At 71.2% G+C, this 15,531-nt stretch carries 15 protein-coding genes; 11 read left to right on the forward strand and 4 right to left on the reverse strand.

All coding sequences use genetic code 11. The features are described from left to right. Nucleotides 1-211 precede the first annotated feature (211 nt). From A4R43_RS13495 to A4R43_RS13525, 7 genes are read left to right on the forward strand one after another with little or no spacing between them, the layout of a single operon-like run. Complete coding sequence (locus tag A4R43_RS13495; protein WP_113692659.1) at nt 212-1,189, forward strand: AraC-like ligand-binding domain-containing protein; 978 nt, start codon at nt 212-214, stop codon at nt 1,187-1,189. A 40-nt stretch (nt 1,190-1,229) separates the two neighbouring features. Further along, nucleotides 1,230-1,997: a MoaF C-terminal domain-containing protein gene (locus A4R43_RS13500; RefSeq protein WP_113692660.1), complete on the forward strand. Its 768-nt coding sequence runs from the start codon at nt 1,230-1,232 to the stop codon at nt 1,995-1,997. A gap of 10 nt (nt 1,998-2,007) precedes the next feature. Beyond that, the gene (locus tag A4R43_RS13505; protein ID WP_113692661.1) at nt 2,008-2,400 is read left to right on the forward strand and encodes a nuclear transport factor 2 family protein; all 393 of its coding nucleotides are present in this window, start codon (nt 2,008-2,010) and stop codon (nt 2,398-2,400) included. Beyond that, the gene (locus A4R43_RS13510; protein ID WP_113692662.1) at nt 2,400-3,572 is read left to right on the forward strand and encodes an ABC transporter substrate-binding protein; all 1,173 of its coding nucleotides are present in this window, start codon (nt 2,400-2,402) and stop codon (nt 3,570-3,572) included. Before A4R43_RS13505 ends, A4R43_RS13510 begins: the two co-directional genes overlap by 1 nt. 10 nt (nt 3,573-3,582) lie before the next feature. Beyond that, nucleotides 3,583-4,443, forward strand: coding sequence for a branched-chain amino acid ABC transporter permease (locus tag A4R43_RS13515; protein ID WP_113692663.1), 861 nt, complete (start codon nt 3,583-3,585; stop codon nt 4,441-4,443). Further along, on the forward strand, nt 4,430-6,130 hold the full coding sequence (locus A4R43_RS13520; protein ID WP_113692664.1) for a branched-chain amino acid ABC transporter ATP-binding protein/permease: 1,701 nt from the start codon (nt 4,430-4,432) through the stop codon (nt 6,128-6,130). The genes A4R43_RS13515 and A4R43_RS13520 overlap by 14 nt, the downstream gene beginning before the upstream one ends. After that, nucleotides 6,127-6,822, forward strand: a complete 696-nt coding sequence (locus tag A4R43_RS13525; RefSeq protein WP_113692665.1) for an ABC transporter ATP-binding protein — start codon at nt 6,127-6,129, stop codon at nt 6,820-6,822. The genes A4R43_RS13520 and A4R43_RS13525 overlap by 4 nt, the downstream gene beginning before the upstream one ends. Here A4R43_RS13525 and A4R43_RS13530 read toward each other — a convergent pair whose 3' ends face one another. Both A4R43_RS13530 and A4R43_RS13535 read right to left on the reverse strand, forming a co-directional pair. After that, the gene (locus tag A4R43_RS13530) at nt 6,823-7,614 is read right to left on the reverse strand and encodes an SDR family NAD(P)-dependent oxidoreductase (RefSeq protein ID WP_113692666.1); all 792 of its coding nucleotides are present in this window, start codon (nt 7,612-7,614) and stop codon (nt 6,823-6,825) included. It abuts the gene before it with no gap. Nucleotides 7,615-7,629: 15 nt separating this feature from the next. Continuing rightward, entirely contained in the window at nt 7,630-8,349 is a 720-nt protein-coding gene (locus tag A4R43_RS13535; protein WP_113692667.1) for an SDR family NAD(P)-dependent oxidoreductase, read from the reverse strand. 123 nt (nt 8,350-8,472) lie between these two features. Here A4R43_RS13535 and A4R43_RS13540 point away from each other — a divergent pair, with 123 nt between their 5' ends. From A4R43_RS13540 to A4R43_RS13555, 4 genes are read left to right on the forward strand one after another with little or no spacing between them, the layout of a single operon-like run. Next, on the forward strand, nt 8,473-10,377 hold the full coding sequence (locus tag A4R43_RS13540) for a primary-amine oxidase (RefSeq protein ID WP_418190819.1): 1,905 nt from the start codon (nt 8,473-8,475) through the stop codon (nt 10,375-10,377). Then, complete coding sequence (locus A4R43_RS13545) at nt 10,370-11,158, forward strand: molybdenum cofactor biosynthesis F family protein (RefSeq protein WP_113692668.1); 789 nt, start codon at nt 10,370-10,372, stop codon at nt 11,156-11,158. Before A4R43_RS13540 ends, A4R43_RS13545 begins: the two co-directional genes overlap by 8 nt. Nucleotides 11,159-11,161: 3 nt before the next feature. Next, nucleotides 11,162-12,793, forward strand: coding sequence for an amidohydrolase (locus A4R43_RS13550; protein WP_113692669.1), 1,632 nt, complete (start codon nt 11,162-11,164; stop codon nt 12,791-12,793). 41 nt (nt 12,794-12,834) lie between these two features. After that, nucleotides 12,835-13,422 (forward strand): TetR/AcrR family transcriptional regulator, encoded by a 588-nt coding sequence (locus A4R43_RS13555; protein WP_113692670.1) that lies wholly within the window; start codon nt 12,835-12,837, stop codon nt 13,420-13,422. Here the strand turns inward: A4R43_RS13555 and A4R43_RS13560 are convergent. Both A4R43_RS13560 and A4R43_RS13565 read right to left on the reverse strand, forming a co-directional pair. Further along, entirely contained in the window at nt 13,409-14,335 is a 927-nt protein-coding gene (locus A4R43_RS13560) for an alpha/beta hydrolase (RefSeq protein ID WP_113692671.1), read from the reverse strand. The genes A4R43_RS13555 and A4R43_RS13560 overlap by 14 nt on opposite strands. A gap of 4 nt (nt 14,336-14,339) precedes the next feature. Next, nucleotides 14,340-15,329, reverse strand: coding sequence for a methyltransferase (locus tag A4R43_RS13565; protein ID WP_113692672.1), 990 nt, complete (start codon nt 15,327-15,329; stop codon nt 14,340-14,342). Between the last annotated feature and the right edge of the window lie 202 nt (nt 15,330-15,531).

Raw genomic sequence — 15,531 nt, forward strand, 5'->3', positions numbered from 1 at the left:
AGCAGTTCCCCGCTCGTCAACGCGGGAATCCTGCACCCAGACCGGCCGGATCGGGGGTTCCAGGCGCCGAGTCGGCCAGGATCGCGGGAAAACCCCGGCGCTGGATCCCGTCAGGAGATCGGCATATCGTTCGCGGGATGATTGCCGCGACGGCATCGTATCGCTTATCGTATATGAAATTCCGGTCCTCCCGATGTCGTGAGGTGACGCCGTGTCCCCCACCGCCGACCCGACCACCACCCTGGTCGCCCGTGACTTCACCGACTTCCGCACGGCGGTTTCGCAGTCGTTCGTGCCCCTGCGCGTGACCAGCGACCACCGCGACCAGTTCCGCGGGCGCATCCGCTCGTGCGGTGCCGACCAGGTGCAGCTGTCCGAGGTGACCGCGTCGGCGCACGTGGTCGAGCGCACCCCGGAGCTGATCGCCAGGGCCGACCGGCACTACTACAAGCTGAGCCTGATCCTGGCCGGGACCGGGCTGCTGGTGCAGGACAACCGGCAGGCCCTGCTGCGGCCCGGCGACGTCGCGCTGTACGACACGCACCGGCCGTATTCGCTGGTGTTCGAGGAGGACTTCCGCACGCTGGTGGTGATGTTCCCGCAGCGGCTGATCGACCTGCCCAAGGACCTCGTCGGCCAGCTCACCGCGGTCCGCATGTCCGGCAAGCGGGGCATGGGCAACGTGGTGGTGCCCTTCCTCGCCCAGCTCGGCACCAATCTCGACCAGCTCGGCGGCCCGGCGGGCGTCCGGCTCGCGCACACCGCGGTGGACCTGCTCGCCACCCTGTTCGCCACCGAGCTGGACCTGGCGCGCGCCACCGCCGGGCCGCACCACGAGCTGATGCGCCGCGTGCTGGCCTACATCGACGCGAACCTGTCCTCCACCGAGCTCGGCCCGGCGCAGATCGCCGCCGAGCACTACATCTCCACCCGGCACCTGCACGGGCTGTTCCACGAGCAGGGCACCACGGTCTCCGGCTGGATCCGCACCCGGCGGCTGGAGCACTGCCGCCGCGATCTGCTCGATCCGGTGCACGCCGCGCGGCCGGTCGCGGCCATCGCGGCCAAGTGGGGCTTTGTCGACGCACCGCACTTCAGCCGGGTGTTCAAGACCGAGTTCGGCTGCTCGCCGAGCGAACTGCGCCGCGGCTTGACCGTGAGCGACCGGTTCTTGCCGCCCAGCGCGTGACCGCTGGCCCCGTCCCGGCAGGCGCGCCGACGATGACCGCATGCCCGGAACCCCAGACGAACAATGGCGCACCTATGACGAGTTCGCCGCCAGAATAGCCACCTACCGCCTGCCGAACGCGGACCTGTCGGGCCGTGAGCTGACCGTCACCCTCGACGACGGCACGGCGCTCGCGCTGCGGTTCGACGACGCGGAAACGGCCACCTGCAACGGGATCAAGGACCCGTACGACGCGGTGGCCGTGCGCGACGACGTGTTCTTCGTGAATTTCCCGCACACCAGCGTGGAAGGTGAAGCGCTCACCGTCGTTTTCTCCACGACCACGCACCGCGCGCTGGCCGTGCGGTCGGTCATCGGCGCCGAGGAAGTCGAAGGCGTGCCCCGGGTTTCGCAGACCTTCCGGGCCGGAACCACCGACGGGGGCACGCCGTCCGGCGAAGCGCCGGGGCCGTCGCGTGACCTGATCGGCAAGCGCAACATCTACCGCTACAGCCCGGATCACCTCTACGAGCACGTTTACGTGTCCTCGCAGCGCTACGCCTGGCAGTGCCTCGAAGGCGTGCAGCGCGGCCACGGTGACATGGACCTGTCGACGGTGTGGAAGTTCTCCGACGGGCTCTACCTGTTCTGCTTCCGGGAGTTCCGCATCGCGGTGGCCAGTGTGTGGCTGCACGACCTCGGTTACGCGCTGCGGACCACCGGCGTGTTCCTCGGCCTGACCGGCGACGGCCGGTCGGAGCACTCCCGGGCCGGCGGGCACATCTATCCACTCGGCACGGTCGCCTATCCCGACGCGCAACCGGTTTGAAGGAGCTTCCATGTCCAATGCAGACATCATCGCGGCGCACTACGACGCCAGCGACCAGGGCGACCTGGCCGGCATGCTGGCCCCGCTGGGCCCCGAGACCACCTGGACCGAGGCCGCCGGTTTCCCTTACGCCGGCACGTATGTCGGCCCCGAAGAAGTGCGGGAGAACGTCTTCGAGGCGATCGCCCGCGACTGGGACGGTTACACCTTCACCCTCGGCGAGCTGCTCGACGCCGGTGACGCGGTGATCGGGCTGGGCTCGTACCAGGCCACGCACCGCGTGACCGGGCGCTCGTTCACCGCGCGGGTCGCGCACGTGTGGAAGTTCGACGGCGGCAAGCTGGCCAGCTTCGAGCAGATCGTCGACTCCGCTCCGGTGGTCCGCGCGGCCGGGGAGCGGTGATGCGGCGCCTGGGTGCACTGGCGGCCGCGGTGGTGCTGACCACCGCGGGCTGCGCCGGGGCCGAAAGCGGTTCCGCTGGCCCGATCGTGGTTGGTTCGGTCAACGCGCTCAGTGGTGCGGCCACCTTCCCGGAGGCCTCGCAGGCGGCGAAGGCCGTGTTCGACGCGGCCAACGCGGCCGGTGGGGTGAACGGGAGGCAGATCGAATACAAAGCACTCGACGACAAGGGCGATCCGGCGGCCGCCGCCGCGGCGGCACGCGAGATCGTCGGCGGTGACGAGGCGGTCGCGCTGGTCGGCTCGTCGAGCCTGATCGAATGCGAGATCAACGCCGAGTACTACGAGCAGCAGAAGATCCTGTCCATGTCGGGCATCGGCGTGGACCCGGCGTGCTTCTCCAGCCCCAACATCGCGCCGGTCAACGTCGGGCCGTTCCACGACATGACGCTGAGCCTGCTCTACGGCTCGGAGGAACTGGGGCTGACCGACATCTGCGCGCTGCTGGAGATCGCGGGCAACACGCTGCCCTCGTACCAGGCGGCGATCGACGAGTGGTCGGCGATCACCGGCAAGAAGCTCAAGTATATCGACGCGACCGTGCCCTACGGCGGTTCCGATTACACCTCCTACATCGTCAAGGCACGCAACGCCGGCTGCAAGGCGATCACGGTGAACCCGGTCGAGCCGGATTCGATCGGGCAGCTCAAGGCCGCGCAGGCGCAGGGCTGGACCGACGTCACCTGGCTGCTGCTGACCAGCGTCTACAGCGAGAACTACGCCAAGGCCGTCTCGAACGCCGGCGCCGGGGTGTACGTGCCAGCCGAGTTCTACCCGTTCACCGACGCCGGGAGCCCGCAGAACAAGGACTGGCGCGAGCTGATGACCAAGAACGGCATTCCGCTCACCTCGTTCAGCCAGGGCGGTTACCTGGCGGCGAAGTACTTCCTCGATGTGATCCGGGGCATCGGCGGGGAGATCACCCGCGAGTCGGTGACCAAGGCGCTGCGCGAGATGAAGCCGATCAGCGATCCGATGGTCGGCACACCGTACGTGTTCGGGCCGGGCGAATCGCACCACGCCAACACCGCGGGGTGGCCGGTCAAGCTGACCACCGGCACGAACCGGTGGGAACTGGCCGCCGGCGACTGGCTGCGCATCCCCGCGCGGAACTAGGGAGACACCCATGCTCCAAGGCGCTCTCGCCGGGCTCGCCGCCGGTGGGCTGTACGCGGTGCTCGCGGTCTGCCTGACGCTGATGTCGCGGCTGGTGCGGGTGGTCAACTTCGCCCAGTCCGCGACCGGCATGTTCGGCTGCTACGTGGCGGTTTTCCTGTCCGTCCAGTTCGGACTGCCGACCTGGCTGGCCACGGTGGCGGGCATCCTGCTCGGCGGGCTGCTCAGCGCGCTGCTCGGCTGGATCGTGTCCACCTGGCTGGCCGAGGCCGACACCGGCGCCCGCTCGGCGGTCACCGTCGCGGTGCTGCTCCTGCTGATCTCGCTGTCGTTCATCCTGTTCGGCAACAAGCCGCAGCCGTTCCACCCGATCCTGGACGGCCCGGCGCTGACCGCCGGGGGCGTGGTGATCAGCCAGGTCACCGTGGTGACCGTGGCGCTGGCCGTGCTGGTCGCGCTGGCCAGCAGGCTGGTGCTGAGCCGGACCTCGGCCGGGGTGGAACTGCGGGCCTTGTCCGAGCGCCCGACCACCGCCGAGCTGCTCGGCATCCCGGCGAAACGGCTCAGCGTCGCGGTGTGGGCGGCCACCGGGGTGGTCAGCACGCTCGTGGTGTCCATTGTGGCGCCTTCGCAGTCCAACGACGCCACGTCGCTGGCCATGCTCGTGGTGCCGGCGGCCGCGGCGGCGCTGCTCGGCGGGTTCCGCCGCCTCGATCTCGCGGTGGCGGGCGGCCTGGTGCTCGGCCTGGTCCAGGGCGCGGCCGCGCAGGTCGACGGGCTGTCGGTGGCGCGGTATTTCCTGCCGTTCGCGGTGATCGTCGCGTTGCTGCTGTGGTCGCAGCGCAAGGAGGTGTGGGATGCGGCTCGTTGAGCGCCTGCTTCCGTTCGCGGTGGCCGCGCTGGCCATCGGTGCCGGTTACGCGCTGAGCGCCGGGCTCGACGGGTACTTCGTGTACCTGGGCATGAGCGCGATCGTCGGCCGGATCTCGCTGCTCGGGCTCGGGGTGGTCACCGGCAGCGCGGGCATGATCTCGCTGTGCCAGCTGACCTTCGGCGCGGTCGGCGCCTGGGTGGTGTCCGCGCTGAACGCCGCGGAGGCACCCGGCGGCTTCCTGGTGTGGCTGGTGCTCGGCGGGCTCGCCGCCGGGCTGGTCGGTGTCCTGGTCGGGCTGCCCGCGTTGCGGTTGCGCGGGATCAACCTGGCCGTGGTCACCCTCGGCCTGGCCGCGGCGGCCGACCTCACCCTGGTGCAACTGCAGTTCCCCGGCGTCGCCTCCGGCATCTCCGTGGAGCGCCCGGACGCCTTCTCCGACGACCGGTCGTACTTCCTGCTGGCCGTGGTGGTGCTGGTGGGGTGCTGCCTGGGCGTGTACTTCCTGCGGCGCGGCCGCTGGGGCAGCGGCTGGCAGGCGGTGGCGTTCTCCGAACGCGGCACGGCGGCGGCCGGGGCGAGCGTGCGCACCTCGAAGCTGACCGCGTTCGCGGTGAGCGCCACGCTCGGCGGGATCAGCGGCGGCCTGCTCACCGGGCAGGTCGGGCTGGCCTTCCCGGCCAGCTTCACCGCGATCCAGTCGCTGGCGCTGTACGTGCTGGCGATCATGTCCGGCGCGCACCTGATCGACATGGCGATCCTCGGCGCGGTGCTCTGGGTCGGCGTGCCCGAGCTGCTCAAGCGCTGGGGCGTGCCGCAGGACTGGGGGTTCGTGGTGTTCGGCCTGCTCGGCATCCAGGCGCTGACCAGCGGCGGGAACCTGGGCACGGCGGTGCGGCGGCTCTGGTACCGGCGCTCCGGCGCACCGGCGAAGCTCGAACTCGCCGACGCGACCACCACGGTGGAGCCGGTTGTCCCCGGCCCGCCGGTGCTCGTGGTACGCGGGCTCGGCGTGCGCTTCGGTGAGGTCACCGCGTTGTCCTCTGTGGACATCGAAGTACCGGAACACGGTGTGCTGGGCGTGATCGGGCCGAACGGCGCGGGCAAGTCCACCCTGGTCGACGCGATCAGCGGCTTCCTGGCCGACGCCGAGGGCAGCGTCGAACTGGACGGCAGGCCGCTGACCGGATCGCCGTCGAAACGCGCCCGCGCCGGGTTGCGCCGGACCTTCCAGCAGGACCGCGTACCGCCGGGCCTGCGGGTGGAGGCATACCTGCGGTTCGTGGCCCGGCGGCGGCTGAGCGCGGCCGAAATCGCCGGGGCGCTGGACTTCTTCGGCTGCCCGGACGCGCGCACACCACTGTCCGAAGTGGACGTGGGCGCGCGCAGGCTGGTCGAGGTGGTGGGGCACCTGCTGGCCAGGCCGCGGGTGTTGCTGCTCGACGAACCGGCCGCCGGGTTGCCGCATTCCGAGCACGTGGCCTTCGGGGAGCGACTGCGGCAGGTGCCCGCGCGGTTCGGCGTGTCGGTCCTGCTCATCGAGCACGACCTGGACCTGGTGCGCTCGGTCTGCGACACGATCACCGTGCTCGACTTCGGCCGGGTGCTGGCCAGCGGCCCGCAGGCCGAGGTGCTGGCCGATCCGGCGGTGCTCAAGGCGTACATGGGTGAAACGGAGCTGTTGTGAACGCTTTGCGGGTAACCGGCCTGACCGTCACGCGGGGTGCGGGCCCGGTGATCTCCGACGTCGGCTTCACCCTGGAGCCGGGCCACATCACCGCGCTGGTCGGGCCGAACGGCGCCGGGAAGACCAGCCTGCTGGAGGCGATCTCCGGCGTGGTCCCGGCCGCCGCCGGGACCGTCCACATCGGAACGGAAGACCTCACCCGGCAGTCCAGGGTGACCCGCGCGCGGCGCGGGGTGGCGCACATCGAGCAGGGACGCGCGGTGTTCGGCGGGCTGACCGTGCTGGAGAACCTGATGCTCACCGCGCGCACCCGCGCGCGGGCCGACGAGCTGTTCGCCCTGTTCCCGGAACTGGCCAAGCGCCGCGACTCCCCCGCCGCCCTGCTCAGCGGCGGCGAGCAGCAGATGGTGGTGCTGGCGCGCGCGTTCGCCGCCCGCCCGGCTTTCCTGCTGATCGACGAGATGTCGCTGGGCCTGGCGCCGGTGGTGTTCACCCGGCTGCTGCCGATGGTCACCCGGTTCGCCGAGGAAGGCGCGGCGATCCTGCTCGTGGAGCAGTTCACGCACCTGGCGCTCGGGGTCGCGCGGGACGCGCTCGTGGTGTCGTCGGGCCGCGTCACCTACTCCGGTGACGCGGCCACCCTGCTCGACTCCCCCGAAACCCTGCACACCGCCTACCTCGGCGGCTCGTGATTACATGCCGGCGCGCTCGAAAGCCAGCGTCGGCAGGTCCACCGCGTGTGCCCCGCCGTCGGCGACCAGGACGGCACCGGTGATGTACGACGACTCGGCCGAGCCCAGGAACCGCACGATCGACGCGATCTCCTCGGGTTCGGCCGGGCGCCGCAGCGGGACTTCGGCGGTGACGCGGCGGTAGCCCTCGTCGTGGCCGCCGGTGAAGCCCGCGGCCGCGGCGAACTGGTCCATCTCCCCGTCCGCCATCGGCGTGCGCACCCAGCCGGGGCACACCGCGTTCGCCCGCACGCCCTTCGGCCCGTAGTCCCTGGCGATCGACCGGGTCAGCCCGATCAGCGCGTGCTTGGCCACGGTGTACCCGGCCACGTTCGGCCCGGCGAACAACCCGGCCAGCGAGGACACGATCACCACCTGCCCGCCGCTTTCCACCAGCGACGGCAGGGTGGCCCGGCAGAACACGAAAGCACTGGACAAATTGGACCGCAGCGCCAGCTCCCACTCCTCGTCGCCGGTGTCGGTCACCGAGGACAGGCCGTGCCCGCCCGCGTTCGCCACCACCACGTCCAGCCTGCCGAACCGGCCGATGATCTCGGCGGCCGCGTGCTCGGCGGCCTCGCGGTCGCTGGCGTCGCAGGCGATCACGTGCGCCCCGGTTTCGGCGGCCACCTTCTCCAGCGGCTCGCGCCGCCTGCCGAGCACCACCACCCTGGCACCCTCACCCGCGTACCGGCGGGCCACCGCCGCGCCGATACCGGTACCGCCACCCGTGATCGCGACCACCTTGTCCACTTCGGGAATTCCTTTCTAGGCGGGAAAACCGGACCGCGCGGAGACGCCGAAGTCGGCGAGCACGGCCTGGCCGTTGACCGTCCGCGAGCACGCGGAGGCCAGGTACAGCACCTGGCAGGCGACGTCCTCGGCCGCCTGCACCGGGAACGCGGGCTCGTCGAGCACCGCGCCGAGATCGGCGCGCGCCATCGGGGTGTCCACCACCGACGGGCACACGCAGTTCACCCGCACGCCGGGCAGGTCCACCGAAAGCGCCCTGGTCAGCGCCACCACGGCCCCCTTCGACGCGCAGTAGGGCACCATGCCGGGCGCGCTGGTGAAGGCCGAGTCGCTGGCCAGCAGCACCACCGCGCCCCCGGCCGCGCTCAGCCACGGCGCGGCGTGCTTGACCAGCAGGAACTGCCCGGTGACGTTGACCGCGAGCAGCGCGCCGAACTCGGCGGCCGTGGTGTCCGCGAGCGGCGTGCCGACCGGGCCGGAGATCCCGGCGCAGCCGACCACCACGTCCAGCCCGCCGAACCGCCCGGCCACTTCACCGACCGCCGCGGCCATCGACGCCTCGTCGGTCACGTCGGCACGCACGGTCACCACATCGCCGTCCAGTTCGGGCGCGGGCGCCCGGTCCAGCACGCCGACCCGCGCGCCTTCGGCCAGGAACGCCCGCGCGCAGGCCAGCCCGATGCCGGAGGCCGCGCCGGTCACCAGCACGGCCTTGCCCGCGAGGTCCAGTCGCATGCGGTCATCCTGCGGGCCCGCGGGCGGCGGGTGGTTGGCCGTCAGTGCACCCTTCTTGTCCGCGCCCGCACGACGCCCGCGAGAGCGTTCCGCCCGGCCGCCCGGCCCCCGAAACTGCGGAGCATGCACCCACTCGACCCGCTGACCGCCGGGGAACTGGCCGAGGGCCGCGCGGTACTGGCCGCGGCCGGCCTGCTCACCGAGACCACCCGGTTCCCGCAGGTGCTGCCGGTCGAACCGGACAAGGCGAGCGTGGCCGCGCAGGTCACCGACCGGCGCATCCAGTACACCCTGCTGGACACCGCGACCGGCCGTGCCCGCGACGCCGTCGTGTCGGTGACCAAGGGTGAGCTGCTGTCGTGCGAGGACTGCGGTGAAGGCCAGCCGCCGTACCTGTTCGAGGAGTACGACCTCGCCGCGTCCATCACCAAGGCGTCGCCCGAATGGCGGGCGGCGATGGAGCGGCGCGGGCTCACCGGCCACATCGAGCACGCGTTCTGCGCACCACTGGCCCCCGGCTTCTTCGGCAGGCCCGACGAGACCGGCCGGGTCATCCGCTCGCTGACCTTCCTGCGCGACCACGCCGCGGACAGCCCGTGGGCGCACCCGGTCGAAGGGCTGATCGTGCACATCGACCTCACCGGGCGCCGCGTGCTCCGGGTCGAGGACGAGGGCGGCGTGCCGGTCCCGCCCGAGCACGGCCGTTACGGGGACGTGCCGCCGCGCACCACGCTCAAGCCGATCGAGATCACCCAGCCGGACGGGCCCAGCTTCACCATCGACGGCAGCGAGGTCACCTGGGAGGGGTGGCGGCTGCGCGTCGGGTTCAACGCCCGCGAAGGCCTGACCCTGCACCAGCTCACCTTCGGCGACCGGTCGGTGCTCTACCGCGCGTCGGTGCCGGAAATGGTGGTGCCCTACGGTGACACCGCGCCCGGCCGGTTCTGGATCAGCTACTTCGACGCCGGCGAGTACCTGCTCGGCAAGAACGGCAACAACCTGCGGCTCGGCTGCGACTGCCTGGGCGTCATCCACTACTTCCCCGCCTTCGTCGCCGACGACCACGGGCACCCCGTTGAGATCCCGCGCGCGATCTGCCTGCACGAAGAGGACTACGGCATCCTGTGGAAGCACACCGATCTCGACGGCCACGCCGAGGTCCGGCGGTCGCGGCGGCTGGTCATCTCGTCGATCTCCACCATCGGCAACTACGACTACGGCTTCTTCTGGTACCTCTACCTCGACGGCACCATCGAGCTGGAGGCGAAGGCCACCGGCATCGTGTTCGCCGGCGCCGGCCACTCCGGCACGAAGCAGCGGCACGCCAACGAGATCGCGCCCGGACTGTTCGCGCCGGTGCACCAGCACCTGTTCTGCGCCCGGCTGGACATGGCCGTCGACGGCGAGCGCAACTCGCTGTTCGAGATCGACGTGGAAGGCGTGCCGACCGGTGAAGAGAATCCCTACGGCAACGCGTTCACCTGGCGGGAAACCCCGCTGCGCACCGAGCGGGAGGCCCAGCGGTTCGCGGACCCGTCGAAGGCCCGCGTGTGGGAGGTCCGCAGCGCGGACCGGGTCAACCGGCTCGGCACGCCGACCGCCTACCAGCTCGTGCCGCGGCCATCGGCCACGCTGATGGCACAACCGGATTCGACCGTCCACAAGCGAGCGACCTTCGCCACGCGGCACCTGTGGGCCACGCCGTACGCGGCCGACGAGCGCTTCCCCGCCGGTGACCGGCCGAACGCGCATCCCGGTGGTGCCGGGCTACCCGCGTGGGCCGCGGCCGACCGCGACCTCACCGGCACCGATCTCGTGCTGTGGCACGTCTTCGGGCCCACGCACATCCCGCGGCCGGAGGACTGGCCGGTGATGCCGGTCGACTACTCCGGCTTTTCCCTGCGTCCCTACGGCTTCCGCGACCGCAATCCCGCACTCGACCTGCCCTCCGGGGCCGCCGCCCCCTGCCACGACGACCCCTGCCACAACGACTCTTGTCACGACGACCAAGGACCCACCCATGGCTGAACTGACCCTGTCCGACACCTCCACCTGGCTGCCGCTGGACGGCCTGGCCCCCGGGTTCGACGCGAACAAGGCGCCCACGGTCGGCGACCTCCACGGCCGGTCCTACGAACTGACCTGCGCCGACGGCACCACCTTCACCGCGGGCTTCTCCGGCACCCGGATCGAGTGGCGGTACCACGGCTCCGGCACCGACCGGTGCGAGACGTTCCTGGTCGACGACGAGCTGTACTACGTGCAGTTCCACCCGCGGGCCCGGCAGGAGGAGGCCTTCACCCTGCTGCTCGACCTGCGCCAGGGCCGCGCGCTGCTGGTGCTCAGCCGGATCGGCGACACCTCGCCCCGGGTCACCCAGACCTTCCTGCCCGCCACCATCGCCGGGCTCGACGCGCACGGGGAGCCGCTCGCGCCGAGCACCTCGCTGGTCGGGCGGCGCGTGCTGTGGGTGTACAGCACCGCGCACGCCTACGAGCACATCTACCTCAGCCCGCACTGGTACACCTGGCAGTGCCTGGCCGGTCCGGAGAAGGGGCTCGCCGACACCGACGAGAACTCGGTCTACGAGCTGCGACCCGGGATCTATGTGTTCGCCTGGCGGGAAAAGGTGATCCCGTGTGCGTCGGTGACCGTGGCCGACCACCGCGACGCGCGGCGCCTGCGCTCCCACGGGGTGTTGTTCGGGCTGGACTCGACCGGCCGCACGCCCACCCACTTCACCTTCGGCGCGCACGGCAGGCTGCTCAGCACCACCGTGCACCCCGAAACCTTCGACCCGGCGAGCTGAACCTTGGCCGCCGACCTGATCCTCACCAACGCCACGGTGTACACAGTGGACCCCGCGCGGCCCTGGGCGTCCGCGCTGGCGGTCAAGGACGGCCGGGTGCTCTCGCTGGAGGACCTCGACCGCGGCCCGCACACCGAGGTGGTCGATCTCGGTGGCGCGTTTGTCCTGCCGGGACTGGTCGACGTGCACAACCACCACGCGCTCGCCGGGCGCGCGGCCCTGTTCGAACTGGGCTTCGGCGCGGAGGCGGGCTTCGATGACATCCTGGCCGCCGTCCGCGAACGCGCCGCGGGACTGGGCCCGGACGAATGGGTGGTCGGCGGCGCGTGGGCGTCCACTTTGGTCGGCACGCTGTCGCGAGTCTCGGCGCGGCACGCGCTGGACGAAGCCGCGGGCGGCCGTCCGGTGTCGCTGGCCGACGACAGCAGGCACAACCGATGGGTGAGCACGCGCGCGCTGGAGCTGGCCGGGATCACCGCCGCCACCCCGGATCCGGCGGGCGGTGAGATCGTCCGGGACCCCACCGGCGAGCCGACCGGGGTTCTGCTGGAGGCCGCCGGGGTCCCGGTCGAGCACGCGCTGCGCGCCACGCGGACGCTCAGCGACGAACAGCACGCCGCCGCGTCCCGGCACGGCATCGCCACGCTGCATTCGTACGGCATCACCGCGTTCCAGGACGCCGGGGTGTCGGCGGACATCCTGCGTGCGCTGAAGTCGCTCGACGACGCGGGCGAGCTGCACGCCTGGGTGGTGTCGTCCCTGCTGATCAACGACCCGATCTTCGGCTTCGACCCGATCGGGGCGCCGCTGCTGGAGGTCGCCGGCCAGTACCGCGGCGAGCACCACCGGCCGGACTTCGTGAAGGTGTTCCTCGACGGCGTGCCGCCGACGCGCACCGCCGCCTTCCTCGAGCCGTACCTGCCCGACGACGCGCACGGGGCATGCCACCGCGGCGCCACCACGATGCCCGTCGAGGAGCTGGAAGGCTGGCTGCGCACGGCCGCCGAAGCCGGGCTGTCGGCCAAGGTCCACTGCACTGGCGACGCCTCGGTCCGCGCCACCCTCGACGCGGTCGAGAAGGTGCGCGCGGCCGGGTTCACGGAGCCGAAGTTCCAGGTGGCGCACGGCCAGTTCGTGCACCCGGACGACGTGCCGAGGTTCGCCGCACTGGGTGTCGCGGCCGACATCTCGCCGTTCCTGTGGGTGCCGGGGGTCATCCCGTCCGCCATCGCCGAGGTGCTGCCCGGTTCGCGGGCCGCGCGCATGCAACCCAACCGCGACCTGCTGGACAGCGGCGCGCTGGTGGCGGGCGGTTCGGACTGGCCGGTGAGCGAATCACCCGATGCGTGGGAGGGCATTCAGGGGCTGGTCACGCGGCGTGACCCGACTGGCGTGCACCCCGGTGCGCTGTGGCCGGAGCAGGCGATCTCGCTGCCCGAGGCGATCGAGGTGTTCACCCTGGCCGGTGCCCGCGCGATGGGCCTGGACGACGTCACCGGCTCGCTGACGCCCGGGAAGTCGGCCGACTTCCTGGTACTCGACCGCGATCCCTTCCGGACCGATCCGGCGGAGATCGCGCGCACGGAGGTGACCGAAACATGGTTCGCCGGGCACCGGGTGTTCCGGCGCGACTGATCTCCTACACTGGTAGACGAACCAGTCCGGGAGATGAGCCGATGCCGAAGATTATCGACCACGACCAGCGTCGCCGTGAGATCGTCGACGTCACCTGGGAGCTGATCACCCGGGGTGGCATCGAGGCCGCGACGATGCGGGAGATCGCGGCCGCGGCCGGTTTCGCCAACGGCGCGCTCAAGCTGTACTTCCCCAGCAAGGAAGACATCATCGAGGCCACCTACGAGCGCGCGCTCGGCATGATGCGCACCTACGTGGAACTCGACGAGCTGCGCGGGCTGGTGGCGCTGCGGGAGCTGTGCTTCTCCGCGATGCCGATCGACGAGGACCGCATCGCCGCCGGGCGCGTGCTGCTCACCTTCTGGCAGCTGTCGCTGACCAACCAGAAGCTGCACGACAAGTACCTGGAGCACGTGCGCGAGTGGCGTGGCCTGCTGCACCGGTACCTGGCCGAGGGGCGCGAGGACGGCGACATCGTCACCGGGACCCCCGACGAGCAGCTGGTCGACGAGATCGTCCTGCTGAACGCCGGGGCGAACGTGATGAGCCTGGTCAGCGGCGAATTCTCGACCATCGCACTGCAGCGGGCCCATCTGGAGTCCTTTTTCGACCGCCTCACCCGGCCCTGAACACCGCCCGCAGGTAGGCCGCGACCTGGGCGTGTGACCGCGGCGAAGCCGGAAGATCCGTGTACAGGCCGTAAAAACCGTGGATTTGACCGGCGTACCGCGTCAGCTCCACCGGCGTGCCCGTGGCGGCCAGCCGCCGCGCGAACTCCTCGCCTTCGTCCCGCAGCACGTCGTACTCCGCGGTCAGCACCAGCGCCGGCGGCAGGCCGCTCAGGTCGGCGGCCCGCAACGGCAGCAGGTACGGATCGTCCAGCTGGGCCGGATCGGTGACGTACTGCTCGAAGAAGAACCGCATCGCCCCGGCGGTCATGCCGAAGCCCTCGGCGAAATCGGTGTACGAGGCGAACCCGTCGTCGGGATGGGCGTAGACCGGGCAGATCAGCACCTGCGCGGCCAGCCGCGGCCCGCCCCGGTCGCGCGACATCATCGAGACCACTGTGGACAGATTGCCGCCCGCGCTCTCCCCGCCGATCGCGATGCGTGCCGCGTCCACCGCGGGCCCGGCCCCACCGGCGGCCAGCCATTCGACCACGCGGTAGCAGTCCTCCGGCGCCGCCGGGAACGGGTGTTCCGGCGCGAGCCGGTAGTCCACGGCGGCCACCGCGGCCCCCGCCGCGTTGCACACCGCACGCGAGGCGAGCTCGTTCTCGTCGATCGAGCCGATCGTCCACCCACCCCCGTGGAGCCAGGCGAAAACCGGCACCGGCGTGGCGGATTCGGGCAGGTACAACCGGACACGCACGCCGCCGGGCACCTCGTAATCGGTGACCGAAGCGACCGGCTCCACCGACTCGGGACGCCGCCACGAGGCGTCGAAGGCGGCCCGCAACTCGGCGGCGGCCGGCGGGCGCGCCGGTGCTTCGGCCGGTGTGCTGCGGGCGAGCAGTTCCCGGACCGCGGGATCGAGGGTCACCGGCTCACTCCGCTTCCGCGACCAGGACCCGTGGGCTGCCCGGCAGGGTCAGCCGCTCGGTCACCCGCCAGCCCGCGCCGGCCAGCCAGCCACGCACCTCGGCCTCCGGGTAGACCACCGTGCCGTCGATCACCAGGTACTCCCCCGCGTGCAGCGCGTCGAGCGGGCGCGGCACCTCGTCGTCGTCGAGGAAGAAGTCGAGCAGCAGCAACCGGGCACCGGGTGCGGCGGCCGCGCGGGCGTTCCGCAGGATGTCCGCGTTCTGCGGGGCGGTGAACCGGTGGACCACGTGGTTGACCATGATCAGGTCGAACTCACCTTCCGGCTGGGCCGTCGCCGTTTCCGCGCCCACCACCGTCGCGCGGTCCGCGAGCCCGGCCTCGGCCACCGCGCTGGTGACCGGCTCGACCGAACGCGGGTCGAACACGAAGGTGGTGTGCAGTTCTTCGTTGGCGCGCATGGCTTCCGCCGCGAACGCGCTCGACAGCCCGCCGAGGTCGAGCAGCTTCCGGCAGGGCCGGTAGTCGACGGCCGCGGCGAGCATCTTCGCGTGCAGCGCGTTGTAGGTCATCACGCCGTCCAGGAAGGTGGCCCAGCGCGCCTCGTCCATGGCCAGCTCACCGGGTTCCCCGGTGTCGGCGGTATGGCCGAACTGCAGCCAGTGGCCGTAGCTGATCGAGTCGAGGAAGTGCAGGAACGGCGCCAGATCGAGACCACCACCGCCGCCGAGGTGGGCCGCGGTGTCCGCGGTCAGCGCATATCGTCCGTCCACACGCGACAGCAGGCCGAGCGAAGCCATGGCGTCACCGAGGATCCGCGTGATCTTCTCCGGTCTGCCGGTCTTCCCGGCCAGTTCGGCGGCGGTCAGCGGGCCACCGCCGAGCGCGGCGAACAAGCCGATCCGGGTCGCCGCGAAAAGCTGCTTCGCCGCCATGTAGCCCACGGCCACGTCCACGATGCGCTCGGGACTGGTACTGCTGGTCGACCCGCTCACGGTTGTCCTCCTCCGATGGTCACCGCCGAGATTCTACACACGTAGACTAAAGATGCCAGTGTCGGTTTTTCCCGCCGCGGCAAGCAAAACCGGTCGGACATCAACTTCCTACGTTTGTAGAATAACCATTGACAGGGCCGATCCGGCAGTGTCAACATGCGTAGAACCACCCCCTGGCCCGCGATGGCGCGGGCCCAAGGAA

It is taken from the genome of Amycolatopsis albispora, assembly GCF_003312875.1.
GTDB lineage: Bacteria > Actinomycetota > Actinomycetes > Mycobacteriales > Pseudonocardiaceae > Amycolatopsis > Amycolatopsis albispora.

Excerpts from the sequence above, each read along its gene's own strand:
- A4R43_RS13545 (WP_113692668.1), top strand. The coding sequence starts at position 10,370 with ATGGCTGAACTGACCCTGTCCGACACCTCCACCTGGCTGCCGCTGGAC.
- A4R43_RS13555 (WP_113692670.1), top strand. The coding sequence starts at position 12,835 with ATGCCGAAGATTATCGACCACGACCAGCGTCGCCGTGAGATCGTCGAC.
- A4R43_RS13505 (WP_113692661.1), top strand. The coding sequence starts at position 2,008 with ATGTCCAATGCAGACATCATCGCGGCGCACTACGACGCCAGCGACCAG.
- A4R43_RS13515 (WP_113692663.1), top strand. The coding sequence starts at position 3,583 with ATGCTCCAAGGCGCTCTCGCCGGGCTCGCCGCCGGTGGGCTGTACGCG.
- A4R43_RS13500 (WP_113692660.1), top strand. The coding sequence starts at position 1,230 with ATGCCCGGAACCCCAGACGAACAATGGCGCACCTATGACGAGTTCGCC.
- A4R43_RS13510 (WP_113692662.1), top strand. The coding sequence starts at position 2,400 with ATGCGGCGCCTGGGTGCACTGGCGGCCGCGGTGGTGCTGACCACCGCG.
- A4R43_RS13520 (WP_113692664.1), top strand. The coding sequence starts at position 4,430 with ATGCGGCTCGTTGAGCGCCTGCTTCCGTTCGCGGTGGCCGCGCTGGCC.
- A4R43_RS13540 (WP_418190819.1), top strand. The coding sequence starts at position 8,473 with ATGCACCCACTCGACCCGCTGACCGCCGGGGAACTGGCCGAGGGCCGC.
- A4R43_RS13535 (WP_113692667.1), bottom strand. The coding sequence starts at position 8,349 with ATGCGACTGGACCTCGCGGGCAAGGCCGTGCTGGTGACCGGCGCGGCC.